A 14,752-nucleotide genomic window follows, 5' to 3' on the forward strand; every position below is an offset into this window, starting at 1 on the left:
AATTGCGGTATCAACCACATGAAATCAGAATTTTTTGAGGCTGCGAAAATGAACAATTCCGTTACCGTCGAAGTCACCCGCGGCAACCTCGTGGAAAGCCGCCATCATGGCCTTGCCGTGGTGGTGGATGGCGATGGCGGCGTGCTGTTTTCGGCTGGCGATATCGAGCGCGGCATCTTCCCGCGTTCCGCCTGCAAGGCCATGCAGGCGCTGCCGCTGGTGGAAAGCGGTGCTGCGGATGCCTATCAGTTCGGCAACCGCGAACTGGCGCTTGCCTGCTCCTCCCATTCCGGCGAGGACGCGCATGTGGAGCTCGCCGCTTCGATGCTGGCGAAAGCGGGCAGGGATGTGGATACGCTGGAATGCGGCGCGCACTGGTCTTCCGACCAGAAAACCATCATCCATCAGGCCCGCACGCTGGAAAAGCCGACGGCGCTTCACAATAATTGTTCCGGCAAACATTCGGGCTTCATCTGCGCTTGCTGTCACACCGGCACTGACCCCAAGGGCTATGTCGGTTACGATCATCCGCTGCAGCGGGAAATCCGCGCCACGATGGCAAGCCTGACGGGTGCTGCTCTCGGTCAGGCCAATTGCGGCGTGGATGGCTGCTCCATCCCCACCTATGCCGTACCGCTCAAAGGGCTGGCGCATGGTTTCGCGAAAATGGCGACGGGCAGGGGGCTGGAAGCGGGCCGTGCGAAAGCTTCGCGCCGTCTCGTCGAGGCCTGCATGGCGGAGCCCTTTTACGTTGCGGGCACGGGCCGCGCCTGCACGAAACTGATGCAGATCGCGCCGGGAAAAATCTTCGCAAAGACCGGCGCGGAGGGCGTTTTTGTCGCCGCCCTGCCGGAAAAGGGAATTGCCATGGCGGTTAAATGCGAAGACGGCACGACGCGTGCGGCGGAAGCCATGGTCTCGGCACTGCTTGCGCGCTATTTCGATGAAGGCAGCGCCGAGCAGCAGGCTTTGAGCGGCATGGCGAACCGGCAGATGCGCAACTGGAACGGCATCCATGTCGGCGATATCCGCGTCGTCGGGCTTTAAATAACCTTTGACGCGGCCGGTTGCGGGCACGATGATGATGTGCCCTGCGTGTGACGGCCATCCCATGGCCGCCGAGGGGCGGCGTCCGCATGAGGAAGAAACGGGCGCTTCATTGCTTTGGAGGTCGCATATCCATGTTCACACTGTTCTTCTCCCCCGGTTCCTGCTCCCGCGCCAGCCATATCGTGCTTGAGGAAGCCGGCCTGCCTTACAAGGCCCACCGCGTCAATTTCGCGGAGGGCGAGCAACGCTCCGAGGCATTTTTAAAGATCAATCCGAAGGGCCGCGTGCCCGCACTGGCCACGGCAAGCGGCGTGCTGACGGAGACGCCCGCCATCCTCGCCTTCATCGCGCAGATGGCGCCGGAAAAGAAGCTCGCACCGCTCGACGATCCCTTTGAATTCGCGCTGATGCAGTCCTTCAACGCCTTCATTTCCTCCACCGTGCATGTCGCCCACGCGCATGGCCGGCGCGGCAGCCGCTGGGCGAATGAGGATAGTTCGCTGGCCGATATGAAAGCCAAGGTGCCGCAGACCATGGGCGAGTGCTTCGAACTGATCGAGCACGGCATGCTGCACGGTCCCTGGGTTCTTGGTACGGCCTATTCGGTTGCCGATCCCTATCTTTTCGTCATGTCCGGCTGGCTGGAAAGCGATGGCGTGGATATTGCCCGCTTTCCGAAGGTGCACGACCACTTCCGCCGCATGAACGACCGCCCGGCAGTGCAGCGGGCGCTGGAGGGCGAGAGGGGCTGAGAGGCCCCAACTCGGTCTTGTCCTGCTCCCTCATCCCTGTGCTTGTCACAGGGATCCAGCCAGCCCAAGTCCTTGGGCTGAAAGAACTCTCCCCGCCGCGCAGACGCGCGTCGGCTGGATTCCTGTGACAAGCACAGGAATGAGGGTGGAGAAAGAAGGATCGCGGAATGTTCTCCCGCTCAGGCCGCCTCGGCCGCGCGGGTATCCCACATCGTCTTGAACGCCGTGCGGGCCTGGCAACGATCCAGCCAGGCTTTCAGCGCCGGATGGGCATCGAACAGCGGCTTGTGGCCCTGCGCGTAACGAACGATTTCCGCCGCGTTGAGATCGGCGACGGTGAAACGGTCGCCCACCAGATAATCATGGCTGGAAAGATGCTGCTCCAGCACCCGGAAGGGGCGTTTCAGCAGGCGGGCGGCGACATCGATCACGGCCTTGCCGCTATCGCTTTCCGACAGGCCTTCGGCAATGGCGGAGGAAATCTTCAGCGAATTGGTTTCGACTTCGGTGGCGGCAAAGAAGGACCATTGCAGCATCGCCGCATCTTCCTTCAGATCGATGGGAGCCAGCGGTCCGCCATATTTGCGGGCGAGATAAAGATTGATGGCCATGGATTCGTAAAGCACCATGCCGTCATCCTCGATGCAGGGAATGGTGCCCATCGGGTTGACGGCGAGAAAGGCGGGAGACAGCGTGTTGAGCGGCGCATCCGCAGCCAGCGGATCGGCAAGGCGGCGGGCCTGTATGACTGGCACATGCTTGAATTCTATGCCCAGTTCACCCGCAAGCCACAGCGTGCGCGTGGCGCGGGAACGGTAGACACCGTAGATCGTCAACATCGAATTTACCCCCTTGAGAGCATTTCCAGTAAAAACTGCGCCGCAGTTTTACGTCCGGACAATGCGGAAAACAAAAAGCAGAATACGGCCGACGATGTCGGCAAACGGCGTGCTCCGGCCTTTTCGATGCGGCACGTTACGGTTTTGCACTTTTAAAGTGAAGTTGCAGATGACGGGGCCAGCTATGATTTTTTCTGATCCGTCAGAAAGTCCGTATCCGGCGACAACCGGTATTCGAAACGGTCGATGAAACGTTCGAACAGGCGCGCGAATGTCTCCACATCCTCCGCCGGCCATCCATCCATCACGTCCTCGATGACGCTCATCTTGGTCCGGCGCATTTCCTGCAGAAGACTGGTGCCGAGCGGTGTGATTTCGACAATGCTGCGGCGGCCGTCCTCCTGGGAAACGCCGCGTTTCAGCAGGCCGCGCCCCACCATGTCCGCCACCACCCGGCTGCCGCGCGAGGGGTCGATGCGCATGCCCTCGGCAATCGCACCCACGGTAACATCGCCTTCCGCCCGGCGCAGAATATCGAGAACGTCGATATGGGAGAGTTCGAGACCCGGAGCGAGCTTGGCAAGCGCCATGCGGCCGATGATGCGGCGGCCGATCATGATGCGCATGCGCGTCATCGTATTGCCGATCCGCTTGATGTCCTCGGGCAGATCCTCGTTCCAGTTTTCCTCAGTCGCCACGCTTCATCGTCCCTTTCGATGCTGTTTTCCGATCACATTTAGCGGCATTAACACAGATGTCAAAAACTTGCCATTGACATATATATGCTGATAGCACACAAATTGTCGCAGCAAAACTGCCGGAAGCCAACGAGATTTTTCATGGATATGTCCACCGCCCCCGTGGCGCCGCTTGTGTCGGATCATCGGCGCAGGCTTATCGTCTTTCTGTTCCTGATGCTGGCCATGTTCATGGCGACCCTCGATAACCAGATCGTATCGACAGCACTGCCCACCATCGTCGGCGAGTTCGGCGCGCTGGAGCGTTTCGGCTGGATCGGCTCGGCCTATCTTCTGGCGACCAGCGCGGTCATGCCTGTTTATGGTAAGCTCGGCGATCTGTTCGGCCGCAAATATGTGATGATCGCGGCGGTCGTCATCTTCACGCTCGGTTCGCTCGCCTGCGGTCTGGCTTGGTCGATGGATTCGCTGATTGCCGCCCGCGTTCTGCAGGGGCTTGGCGGCGGCGGCATCATGGTGTCGATCTTCTCCGTCAATGCGGATCTGTTCGAACCGCGCGAGCGCGCCCGCTACCAGAGCTATTCCAGCCTCACCATCATGGCGTCAGGCAGCGTCGGCCCGATCCTCGGCGGCACGATGAGCGACCTGTTCGGCTGGCGGTCGATCTTCCTCATCAACCTGCCGCTTGGCATTATCGTCATTGCAGGTCTGGCGCTGATGCTGCCCTATCGCCGCCCGGCGCGCCAGCCGAAGATCGATTATCTCGGCGCGGTCCTCTTGGCGGCCACCATTGCCAGCGTGGTCTTCTGGGCAGACAGCAGCGAATTGTTCGGCTCGCTGATCGCAGGCCCCAGCCTCGGCATCATCGCTTTCGCCGTCATCGCCGCTTTTCTCTGGGTGCAGGTGGAACGCCGCGCGCCGGAACCGGTCGTGCCGCTCAGGCTCTTCAAGGACAGCACCTTTCCGCTGTTGATGATCGTTTCGCTGACCAGCGGCGGCATCGGTATCGGCATGGTCAATTATTATGCCCTGTTCCTGCAGACCACGACCGGGCTTTCGCCCTCCCATGCCGGCCTGTTCTTCATCGCCGTCACCAGCGGCATCGTCATGGGCTCGCTTTCGGCGGGACGGCTGATTTCGATCACCGGTGTTTACAAGCCCTTCTCGGTGGCGGGTCTTTCCATCAACCTCGTCGCCATGTTGCTGTTCACGCAGATGCATGCCGGAACGCCGCTCTGGGTGATTGCGGTCCTCATGTTGGCACAGGGCTTTGCTGTCGGTCTCGGCCAGCAGGCGCCGATCATCGGCGTGCAGAATTCCGCACCCAAGGCGGATATCGGTGCGGCGAGCGGCGCGGTGACCCTGACCCGCATGGGTGGTGCTGCCATTGCCATTTCGGTCTATGGCGCCATCGTATCGTCGAGCCTCAAGGGCGTGGCGGTCGATATTCCCGGTGTCGGCAAGATCGAGGAACTGACGCCGAAAATGCTCTCCGAACTCCCCGCCGCCTCGCAGGCCGCCGTCGCCTCGCTCTATTCTGATGCGTTTACGCCGCTCTTCTTCGCCGCAGCGGCAACCGCCGCCATCGGCCTTGCGGCGGCGCTGATGCTGAAACCGGTGCGACTGCCGGCGGCGGTGCAGGCAAAGCCGGCGGAAGGGGCGGGGGAGTAAGAGCTGTCACCTAAGACGGTGCGATGGGATTGACGCACCTTGTTCACGTTGCTCACCATACCCTCATCCCTGTGCTTGTCACAGGGATCCAGCCAGCCCAAGTCCTTGGGCTGAAAAGACTCTTCCCACCGCGCGGACGCGCGTTGGCTGGATTCCTGTGACGAGCACAGGAATGAGGGAAAGGAGGGGCCGTGCAATGCGTCTCACCACCATGGGTCCCGTAAAACAAAAACACCGACACTGGAAATTTAACGCCCGTTCCGCGTTATTCTCGCAGCACTTTACATTCGCGCGGGCGGCCCTATCTCAATGAATATGAAGCCGGAACAGCTCCTGAATTCCACGCCCAAGGGCCTCTATTGTCCGGCGGGCGATTTTTATATCGATCCCGTGCGCCCGGTGGCGCGGGCGCTCATCACGCATGGCCATTCCGATCACGCCCGCGCCGGCCATGGCGCGGTGCTGGCCACGCGCCAGACGCTGGATATCATGCGTATCCGTTACGGTGAGGATTTTTGCGGCAGCGAGCAGGCGGTGGCATTCGGCGAGAGGGTGGAGGTGAATGGCGTCACCGTCGGTTTCCATCCCGCCGGCCATGTGCTGGGTTCGGCGCAAATCTCGGTGGAAATGAATGGCCTGCGCATCGTGGCATCCGGCGATTACAAGCGCGGCATCGACCCCACCTGCGCGCCCTTCGAGACGGTGCCCTGCGATGTCTTCATCACCGAGGCCACCTTCGGCCTGCCGGTGTTCCACCATCCGCTGCCGCGCGTGGAAATCGGCAAGCTGCTCACCTCCATCAAACAGTTTCCCGAACGGACCCATCTTGTCGGAGCCTATTCGCTCGGCAAGGCGCAGCGCGTCATCCGCTTGCTCCGCGACAACGGTTATTCCGATCCCATCTATATTCACGGCGCGCTGGCGCGGCTTTGCGATTATTACGTCTCGCAGGGCATCGATCTCGGCGATCTGCGCCCCGCAACGCTCGAAAAAAGCGATCCTTCCGCCTTCAAGGGCGCCATCGTCGTCGGTCCACCCTCGGCTTTTCAGGAACGCTGGGCGCGGCGCTTCAACGAACCGCTCATCGCCTTCGCTTCCGGCTGGATGATGGTGCGGCAACGCGCCAAACAGGGCGGCGTGGAGCTGCCGCTGGTGATATCAGATCATTGCGACTGGCCGGAACTTCTGGAGACGATCACGGAAATTTCCCCGCAGGCCGTCTGGGTCACCCATGGCCGTGAGGAGGCGCTGGTGCGCTGGTGTCAATTGCAGGGCATTGCCGCCAAGCCGCTGCATCTTGTCGGCTACGAGGATGAGGGGGATTGAGATGAAAGCCTTCGCCACGCTGCTCGACCGCCTCGTTCTCACTCCCTCGCGTAACGGCAAACTGAAGCTGCTGACCGATTATTTCCGCGATACGCCCGATCCCGACCGGGGTTACGGGCTGGCGGCGATTGCCGGCACGCTGGATTTGAAAAGCGTCAAGCCCGCCCTGCTGCGCGAGCTGGTGCTGGAGCGGATGGACGAGGTGCTGTTTCGCTATTCCTATGACTATGTCGGCGATCTTGCCGAAACCATTTCGCTGGTCTGGGGCAATATCGGCGGCGCGGATGACGCCGAGGCGCAGGACCCGCGCCTCGGCGATGTCGTGACACTGATGAATTCACTCGGCCGCACGGAGGTGCGCAGCGCGGTGCGCGATCTGCTCGACCGGCTCGATACGTCCTCGCGTTTCGCTTTCCTCAAACTCGCCACCGGCAGCCTGCGCATCGGCGTTTCGGCCCGGCTGGCACGGCAGGCGCTGGCGGATTTCGCCGGGAAAGACATCACCGAAATCGAGACCCTCTGGCACGGGCTGACGCCGCCCTATACGCCGCTTTTCGCGTGGCTTGAGGGGAAGTCCGGGCGGCCGGTACTGGCGACGCCCGCCATCTTCCATTCGGTGATGCTGGCGACGCCGGTTTCCGATGGCGATCTCGATGCGCTGGATCCGGCCGACTATGCCGCCGAATGGAAATGGGACGGCATTCGCGTACAATTGTCCCGCGCAGGCGTCACGCGAAAACTCTATTCCCGCTCCGGCGACGATATTTCCGGCGCCTTTCCCGATGTTCTGGAGGCGATCGATTTCGAAGGCGTGATGGACGGCGAATTGCTGATCGGCGGCACTGCGCGGTCCAACAATCTCACCCGCACCTTCTCCGACCTGCAGCAGCGGCTGAACCGCAAGACGGTGACAGCGAAGATGCTGGATGATTATCCCGCCTTCATCCGCGCCTATGACCTGCTGTTCGATGGCGAGAGCGATATTCGCGCCGAAAGCTACATGGAGCGCCGCGTCCGCCTTTCGGATATTATCGAGCACGCCCCGCATGATCGTTTCGACCTCTCGCCGCTGATCGGGTTTTCCAGCTGGCAGGAACTCGACACGCTGCGCGCCGCCCCGCCCGATCCGGTGATCGAGGGTGTGATGATCAAGCGCCGCGACAGCGCCTATCAGGCCGGCCGCGCCAAGGGGCCGTGGTTCAAGTGGAAACGCGATCCCTATAATATCGACGCCGTGATGATGTATGCGCAGCGCGGCCACGGCAAAAGGTCGAGCTATTATTCCGATTTCACCTTCGGTGTCTGGGCGGAAGGTGAGGACGGCGAACAGCTGGTGCCTGTCGGAAAGGCCTATTTCGGCTTCACCGATGCGGAGCTGGAGGTGCTGGACAAGTTCGTGCGCGACAATACGGTCGAGCGTTTCGGCCCGGTGCGGGCGGTGCGCGCCACGCCGGATTTCGGTTTCGTGCTGGAGGTGGCCTTCGAGGGCATCAACCGTTCCACCCGCCACAAATCCGGCGTCGCCATGCGCTTCCCACGTATTGCGCGGCTGCGCGCCGACAAGCTGCCGGCGGAGGCGGACAGGCTCTCGACACTGGTGGCGATGATCGATGGCGTCGAGGGGTAGGGTGCCTTGGCCGCCTCCTCATCCTCCGTGGCAGGCACAGGAACGGGGAAGACGCTGTCCAGAAATTGCCATGATGGCTGCGAATACATTGTTGTCATTCGCGAATCCGTGATTGGACAGCCTCCCGCCGCAGTGTTGAACTGCTGTTACAACCATCCCTTCAGGTGACCATATGGCAGACAAACGCTTTCTTTCCTCAGCCTTCGGACAGGAAGAGAGCGGCACCATCTTGCCGAGCCTGACGCGGCGAAGCCTGCTGGCCGGCGCCATGGGGCTGTCAGCGGCCGCATTTTTACCGCTGCGCGCGAAAGCGGGCGTTGCCGCGCCCGAGGTGTTGCCGCTGGAGCGGCAGGATTATGCGGAGGCACGCAAACGGTTCCACACCCATCTCTTGCGAAAAATGGCTGCGCCGGAAAAATCCTCGGCGCTCGGCACGCCGCCCGGGGCGGAACGTGTCACCTATCCCGGCGGACCGGATGGCTCCATCGAACTTGTCGCCTGGCTCTCCCACTACCAGCCGTCAAAAACGCTGAAACCCGCCGTGCTTTTCCTCCATGGCGGCAACGCCACCGGAGACGGCCATTGGGCGCTGATGAAGCCCTATTGGGAAGCGGGTTATGTCGTGCTTCTGCCGTCCTTCCGTGGTGAAAACGGCCAGAACGGCAATTATTCCGGTTTCTACGACGAAACGGCGGATGCGCTGGCGGCGGCCACCTATCTGGAAAATCTTCCCGGCATCGACAGAAACCGCTTCTTCATCGCCGGCCATTCCAATGGCGGCACGCTGACGCTTCTGGCCGCCATGAGCCGCAGGTTCCGCGCCGCAGCACCCATTTCCGCCGGCGTCAATTCCTGGCGTTATTTCAACCGCTATAGCGACGAGATCTGTTTCGACGAGACCGACGAGCGCGAATTCATCATGCGCTCCTCCGTCTGTTTCGGCCCCAGCCTCAAATGTCCGGCGCTGCTTCTGCGCGGCACGGAGGAGCGGCCTTTCGATGCCGATCACCAGCTTTTCGTGGATCGCGCCCTGACATCCGGCTTCAAGGTCGACAAGAAGCTGTTGCCCGGTACCCATAACGGCGTGGTGCCGCATGCGGTGGAGGAAAGCATCCGCCTTTTCAACGCCTTCGTCTGAAATGCAGACTGTGCCGCTGTTTTGGGGACACGTGAGGTTCAGGAGCGCGTTCGGCTAAAACCGCTTCGCACGTACCGGAGATGCCCTAGTTCTTGACGATGGACGTCTTGGCCTGCTCCGCCCACCATGCGCCGTCTTTTTTATCGGCATATTGGGCGCGCTTGTTGGTGAACTGACCCTGGGTGCACATTTCGCGGTAATTGCGAACCGGCAGGCCGAGCTCCTTGACGACGGCATGCACCACCGTCGGGCCGGTCATGTCGTAGACGCTGGCGAGCGTTCCGTCTTCGATATTCTGGGAAATACGGTCGGCCATCAGCCTGAGCGCCGGGTGGCCGGGCCTGGAGGCCATGAAGTAATTCGTGATCTCGCCGCTTTTCATGGCGATGAAAACGGCCTCTTCCTGCGGGCCGATCACATCCTCGGGGCGGGCCGCAAAATTGGAATCGATATCGAGATAGATGCCGCCTTCCTGCAGCAGCACCAGAATACGCCAGAAATCCGCCTTGGCGGCGCCCACCTGCAGGCGACGGAAGGCGTCGGCGTAACGTCCGGGAAAATGCCGGTCGATATAGGTCTGGCACGCCTCGTCATCATGGTAGCGATATTCGAATTCCGGCGTCAGCCAACGGTTGAACAGGAAATTCGCATAGATCGGCGTCGTTACCCGGTTGGAGTAATTCGTCTGCCAGATGATGCGGGGAATGGCCTTTTCCGATTTCGGGCTGCGTCTGGCAGGCTGATACTGCGGAAGCGTTTTTCTTCTGCCGGGCCGGATGAACAAATCGATGGAAAAGATGACTTTGGCGATGTTTCCACCGATCTTGATCGCGCGGTACGCGATGCGGTTATAGCCATGCTTTGCCAAGTTCAGCGCTCCTGCGCGTGGAATCGATTGTCACGCGCGTGGAAACGGCGGTACGCGGTATTTATTGGACGCAATTAGTTTGTCAATATGCCGTAAATGAGACGGCCGGGCCTCGATTGACGAGACCCGGCCGTCTTGCACGCAAATGGAATGTCAGCCCTTGTTGCGGTTGAAATAGCCGAGCAGCCGCATGGCATTGGCGGTGACCAGAACCGTCGCGCCGGTATCGGCGAAAACGGCGAGCCACAGGCCCGAAACGCCGGTTACAGTGGTGACAAGGAAGACCGCCTTCAGGCCGAGCGCGATGGTCACGTTCTGGCGGATATTCAGCATGGTGGCGCGCGACAGGCCGATCAGGCGGGCGGCGTCGCCGACATTGTTGCGCATCAGCGCCGCATCCGCCGCTTCCATCGCTACATCGGTTCCGGAACCGATGGCGACGCCGACGCTGGCCGCCGCAAGGGCCGGCGCATCGTTGATGCCGTCGCCCACCATCACCACGGTCTTCTTTTCGGCAAGCTTGCGGATTTCCTCGACCTTGTTCTGCGGCAGCAGTTCGCCGCGCGCCTCAAGGCCCAGCTTGTTGCCGATGGCACGCGCCGTGCGGGCATTGTCACCCGACAGCATCAGCGAGGAAATGCCCATTTCCTTCAGCGCTTTCACGCCTTCCGCCGCATCCTTACGTGGCTCATCGCGCATGGCGAAGAGGCCGCTTGCCGCCCCGCCGACTATCACGACAGCCACCGTCTTGCCTTCGCTTTCCAGTGCGGAAATGCGATCGGCCAGTTCCTTCGAGAGGGTGCCGACTTCCGTTGCAAAGCGCGGTGCGCCGATGAACAGGTCTTTCCCGCCGACATTGCCCTGCATGCCGCGACCGGAAATCGCCTTGATGTTGGAGCCGGGCAGGGGCTTCACGCCGCTCTTTTCGGCATGATTGACGATGGCGCGGGCGAGCGGATGGCTCGATTCGTGCTCGATGGTTGCGGCTTGCGCAATCAGCTCGGCCTCGTTGCCGTCAAGCGCCACCACGTCGGTCACGACAGGTTCGCCGAGCGTCAGCGTGCCGGTCTTGTCGAAAGCGACGGTTTCGGTGCGCGCCAGCATTTCGATGACCGCGCCGCCCTTCACCAGCATGCCATGGCGTGCCGCTGCCGAAAGGCTGGAGGCGATGGCCGCGGGAACCGAGATGACCAGCGCGCAGGGGCAACCGATCAGCAGCAGGGCAAGGCCGCGATAAATCCAGGTATCCCAGTCGCCGAGGCCGACAAGCGGCGGCACGATGATGGTCAGCACCGAGATCGCCACGATCAGCGGCATGTAATAACGCGAGAAGCTCTGGATGAAGCGCTCGGTCGGCGCACGCGCATCCTGCGCTTCCTCGACGAGCGTGATGATGCGGGCAATGGTGTTGTCTTCCGGCGCGCGGTCGACGCGGATGCGCAGCGAGCCGTCATGGTTGATCGAGCCGGCAAAGACGCGCGCGCCCTTTTCCTTGGCGACGGGAATGCTCTCTCCGGTCATCGGCGATTCGTCGACGCTCGACTGGCCTTCCATGACAACGCCATCGGCGGCGATACGGTCGCCGGGACGCGCCACGACCACCTGGCCGATGCGCACCTGATCGGCCGCGACCTGTCGCAGCGCGCCGTTTTCCTCCACCAGAGCCGTTTTCGGCAGCAGCGAACCGAGCGCCTTGATGCCCGAGCGGGCGCGGGCGGCGGCGAAACCTTCCAGCAATTCGCCGACGGAGAAGAGCAACACGACGATGGCCGCCTCTTCCGCCTCGCCGATGATGATCGCGCCGATGGCGGCAATCGTCATCAGCATTTCGATGGTGAAGACCGCGCCGAAACGGGCGGCGTTGAAAGCGTTCTTCGCGATGGGGAAGAGCGTGACCAGCGTGGCGATGATGAAGGCGTAACCGCCCCATGCCGGGAAGCTCAGTTCCGCCGCATAGGCGATGGCGACCAAAACGGTGCCTGTGAAGGTGTTGCGCGCCTTTGCGGTGCGCCACCACGCGCCTTTTTCATCCGCACCATGGGCATGTCCTACTTCCGCGCTCTGGGCTGCAGCCGCCGGAGCGGAACCATGCGAATGGCCCGCATGGTCGTGGCCGGAATGGTCATGATCTGAATGGTCATGGTCGTGGTGATGGCCGCTGCATGATCCGTGGTCATGATCGTGATTGTGATCTGCGGCTTTTTCTCGCGCGGTCTTTTCCTGCGGCAGCAGGGCCGGCTTGAAACCGAGCTTGCGCAGCGTGTCCTCGATTTTTTCGACCGGGGTTTTGCTCTCGGCCAGCGAAAGGTTCAGCCTTTCGCGCGCAACGGAAACCTTGACGTCGGCAACGCCGGGCAGGCGGGAGAGCGCCGTCTCGATCTTGGCGGCGCAACTGCCGCAATCCATACCGCCGACCGAAAAGGTCAGCGCATTGCTGTTGTCGGCGCTCGCTCCGGTATCGGCATGGTGGCCGCCGCAGGACGAATGATCGTGGTCATCATGGTCGTGGCCGTGATGATCCGCCTCGACTTTTGCGCGGGAGACTTTTTCCTGCGGCAGCAAGGCGGGTTTGAAACCGAGCTTGCGCAGCGTGTCTTCGATTTTTTCGACCGAGGTTTTGCTTTCGGCCAGCGAAAGGTTCAGCCTTTCGCGCGCAACGGAAACCTTGACGTCGGCAACGCCCGGCAGGCGGGAAAGCGCGGTTTCGATTTTCGCCGCGCAGCTGCCGCAATCCATGCCGCCAACGGAGAAGGTCAGTTGCTCGCCGTCTTTGCCCTTGATGTTTATGCCTGTCGAAATATTCATGGTTTCCGCTCCTGAATTCCAGTCGACGGTCAATCTCGCACCTCTAGCAACTAGAGCTTCAAGAGCAAAAATGCGGTTTTTCGATTTTTTTTGAAAAACCGACGCCAGCTTCGCGCCAGCCGCACGGTTCATCATGCCGTCAGATTGGATTCCATGAAGCGGTTCAGATGATAGCACTCCTTTTGAAAAACGGTCGCCGGGCGGCCTCTCTGGTCGGGCTTGCCCTGCTGCCTCTCATGAGCGGCTGCCTTTTCGTGACGGATACGACCCGGATGGACCCGGGTGTTTTCGTCAGGGAAACGGCGCCGGTATTCAATTTCAACTCCGTCAGCTCCAATCGCCAGCCGGAACTGCCGCCGCAGCCGGGCCAGCTTTCGACGCGCCCGCCGGATCTGTTCAGAACCCGCTTCCATCAGGAATACGGCCCGCCGGTGCGCGGGCAGGGCCTCAATGCGCCGCAGGTGCAGGGTTTTAACGCGCAGCAGCCGCAGGGCCAGGCGATGGCCTATGGCCTGCCTGTCTCCAATCCGCTGCACCGGGTCATGTATGGCCCGATCCGCGATGAGGACCGCTCGCTGCCGGCCATTCCCTATGGCCGCATCGATCCGCGTTATCTCAGGCAGGAAGTGAGCTACCAGACGGCGGAAGCCCCCGGCACCATTATCGTCGATACCAGACAGCATTTTCTCTATCTCGTGCAGTCCGGCGGCAAGGCGATCCGTTACGGCGTTGGGCTGGGGCGCGACGGTTACGCCTGGTCGGGCCGGGGCAAGATCCAGTGGAAGGCGAAATGGCCACGCTGGACGCCGCCCGATGAAATGGTCAAGCGCCAGCCGGAACTCGCCTCCATCTCCGCCGCCAATGGCGGCATGACGCCCGGTCTCAACAACCCGCTCGGGGCGCGTGCGCTTTATATCTTCAAGGATGGCAAGGACACGCTTTACCGCGTGCATGGCACGCCGGACTGGCAATCCGTCGGCAAGGCGACGTCCTCCGGCTGCGTGCGCATGCTCAATCAGGATGTGATCGATCTCTACGAGCGTGTGCCGCAAGGGGCGCAGATTGTGGTTATCTGAACACTTTCTAAAAGAAAGAGATATTGGACCCATTCCGCCAGCGCCTTGTGACTGGCTTTTAGCGGTCGGTTAACTATTTTCGCAATACGCATGACATGGAACAAATGACGTACAACGGCGATATAGCCGTTCGAAATGTGGGACAAACCGGCCTTATGACAAGCACCGACACAGATCTTTCCAGACGCACCTTCCTTTCCCTTCTCGGCATCTCCTCCGCTTCGCTTCTCGCAGGCTGCGCCTCGTCGGGCACGGGAGAAGCCATTCGCCAGCAGGCAAGCGCCATCGGCAGCGATTTCCGGCAGATGTTCTCGCCGGGCGTCAGCGATGCGGAACTGGCCGTCATGTACGGCTCGGTTGAGGATGGCGGTTACGTCATTCCCGCCGTCCCCTATCAGAAAATCGACCGCCGTTATTACCGCCAGCGGGTTGTCGACCCGACCGGCGAACGTCCCGGCACCGTGGTTGTCGACACGCGTTCGCGCTTCCTTTATGTCGTGGAGCAGGGCGGCAGCGCCATGCGTTACGGCGTCGGCATCGGCCGCGAAGGTTTCGCCTGGTCGGGCGAGGGCGTCATCCAGTGGCGTCAGAAGTGGCCGAAATGGACCCCGCCGGACGAAATGGTCGCCCGCCAGCCGGAACTGGTCAAATATTCCTCCAAGAACGGCGGCATGCCGCCGGGCCTGAAGAACCCGCTCGGCGCACGCGCCCTTTATATCTTCCAGAACGGCAAGGACACGCTCTACCGTCTGCACGGTTCGCCGGAATGGAACTCCATCGGCAAGGCCGTCTCTTCCGGCTGCGTGCGCCTGATGAACCAGGACGTCATCGATCTTTACGACCGCGTGCCGCAGAAGGCGCGTGTGGTGGTCTGGCAGTAAGCCGAAAACGCTTCGAATAAA

General features: G+C 61.5%; 12 protein-coding genes. 8 read left to right on the forward strand and 4 right to left on the reverse strand.

What is annotated here, in order from left to right:
• The first annotated feature begins 48 nt into the window (after positions 1-48).
• Both ACQZ60_RS04015 and ACQZ60_RS04020 read left to right on the forward strand, forming a co-directional pair.
• Positions 49-1,047: an asparaginase gene (locus ACQZ60_RS04015; protein ID WP_031234361.1), complete on the forward strand. Its 999-nt coding sequence runs from the start codon at positions 49-51 to the stop codon at positions 1,045-1,047.
• Between the two features lie 134 nt (positions 1,048-1,181).
• On the forward strand, positions 1,182-1,802 hold the full coding sequence (locus ACQZ60_RS04020; protein ID WP_020812501.1) for a glutathione S-transferase family protein: 621 nt from the start codon (positions 1,182-1,184) through the stop codon (positions 1,800-1,802).
• A 179-nt stretch (positions 1,803-1,981) separates the two neighbouring features.
• Here ACQZ60_RS04020 and ACQZ60_RS04025 read toward each other — a convergent pair whose 3' ends face one another.
• Both ACQZ60_RS04025 and ACQZ60_RS04030 read right to left on the reverse strand, forming a co-directional pair.
• Positions 1,982-2,641, reverse strand: coding sequence for a glutathione S-transferase family protein (locus ACQZ60_RS04025; RefSeq protein ID WP_020812500.1), 660 nt, complete (start codon positions 2,639-2,641; stop codon positions 1,982-1,984).
• Positions 2,642-2,823: 182 nt separating this feature from the next.
• On the reverse strand, positions 2,824-3,339 hold the full coding sequence (locus ACQZ60_RS04030; RefSeq protein WP_020812499.1) for a MarR family winged helix-turn-helix transcriptional regulator: 516 nt from the start codon (positions 3,337-3,339) through the stop codon (positions 2,824-2,826).
• 141 nt (positions 3,340-3,480) lie between these two features.
• Between ACQZ60_RS04030 and ACQZ60_RS04035 the strand changes: the two genes are divergently transcribed.
• The 4 genes from ACQZ60_RS04035 (at position 3,481) to ACQZ60_RS04050 (ending at position 9,101) form a co-directional block, all read left to right on the forward strand.
• A complete protein-coding gene (locus ACQZ60_RS04035) occupies positions 3,481-5,010 on the forward strand; it encodes an MDR family MFS transporter (protein ID WP_031234360.1) in 1,530 nt (509 codons plus the stop codon).
• Positions 5,011-5,319: 309 nt separating this feature from the next.
• Complete coding sequence (locus ACQZ60_RS04040) at positions 5,320-6,336, forward strand: ligase-associated DNA damage response exonuclease (protein WP_020812497.1); 1,017 nt, start codon at positions 5,320-5,322, stop codon at positions 6,334-6,336.
• A 1-nt stretch (position 6,337) separates the two neighbouring features.
• Complete coding sequence (locus tag ACQZ60_RS04045) at positions 6,338-7,963, forward strand: cisplatin damage response ATP-dependent DNA ligase (RefSeq protein ID WP_031234359.1); 1,626 nt, start codon at positions 6,338-6,340, stop codon at positions 7,961-7,963.
• A gap of 172 nt (positions 7,964-8,135) precedes the next feature.
• On the forward strand, positions 8,136-9,101 hold the full coding sequence (locus tag ACQZ60_RS04050) for an alpha/beta hydrolase family protein (RefSeq protein WP_020812495.1): 966 nt from the start codon (positions 8,136-8,138) through the stop codon (positions 9,099-9,101).
• An 85-nt stretch (positions 9,102-9,186) separates the two neighbouring features.
• Here ACQZ60_RS04050 and ACQZ60_RS04055 read toward each other — a convergent pair whose 3' ends face one another.
• On the reverse strand, positions 9,187-9,969 hold the full coding sequence (locus ACQZ60_RS04055) for a glycosyltransferase family 32 protein (RefSeq protein WP_020812494.1): 783 nt from the start codon (positions 9,967-9,969) through the stop codon (positions 9,187-9,189).
• 153 nt (positions 9,970-10,122) lie between these two features.
• Positions 10,123-12,774, reverse strand: coding sequence for a heavy metal translocating P-type ATPase (locus ACQZ60_RS04060; protein ID WP_448734793.1), 2,652 nt, complete (start codon positions 12,772-12,774; stop codon positions 10,123-10,125).
• A gap of 167 nt (positions 12,775-12,941) precedes the next feature.
• On the opposite strand from ACQZ60_RS04060, the gene ACQZ60_RS04065 reads away from it, so the two are divergent.
• Both ACQZ60_RS04065 and ACQZ60_RS04070 read left to right on the forward strand, forming a co-directional pair.
• Positions 12,942-13,850 carry a L,D-transpeptidase gene (locus ACQZ60_RS04065; RefSeq protein ID WP_020812492.1) on the forward strand — a complete coding sequence of 303 codons (909 nt, stop codon included), beginning with the start codon at positions 12,942-12,944 and terminating at the stop codon, positions 13,848-13,850.
• A gap of 155 nt (positions 13,851-14,005) precedes the next feature.
• Positions 14,006-14,731, forward strand: a complete 726-nt coding sequence (locus ACQZ60_RS04070; RefSeq protein WP_020812491.1) for a L,D-transpeptidase — start codon at positions 14,006-14,008, stop codon at positions 14,729-14,731.
• The last annotated feature ends 21 nt before the right edge of the window (positions 14,732-14,752 follow it).

It is taken from the genome of Agrobacterium sp. 22-223-1 (assembly GCF_053522385.1).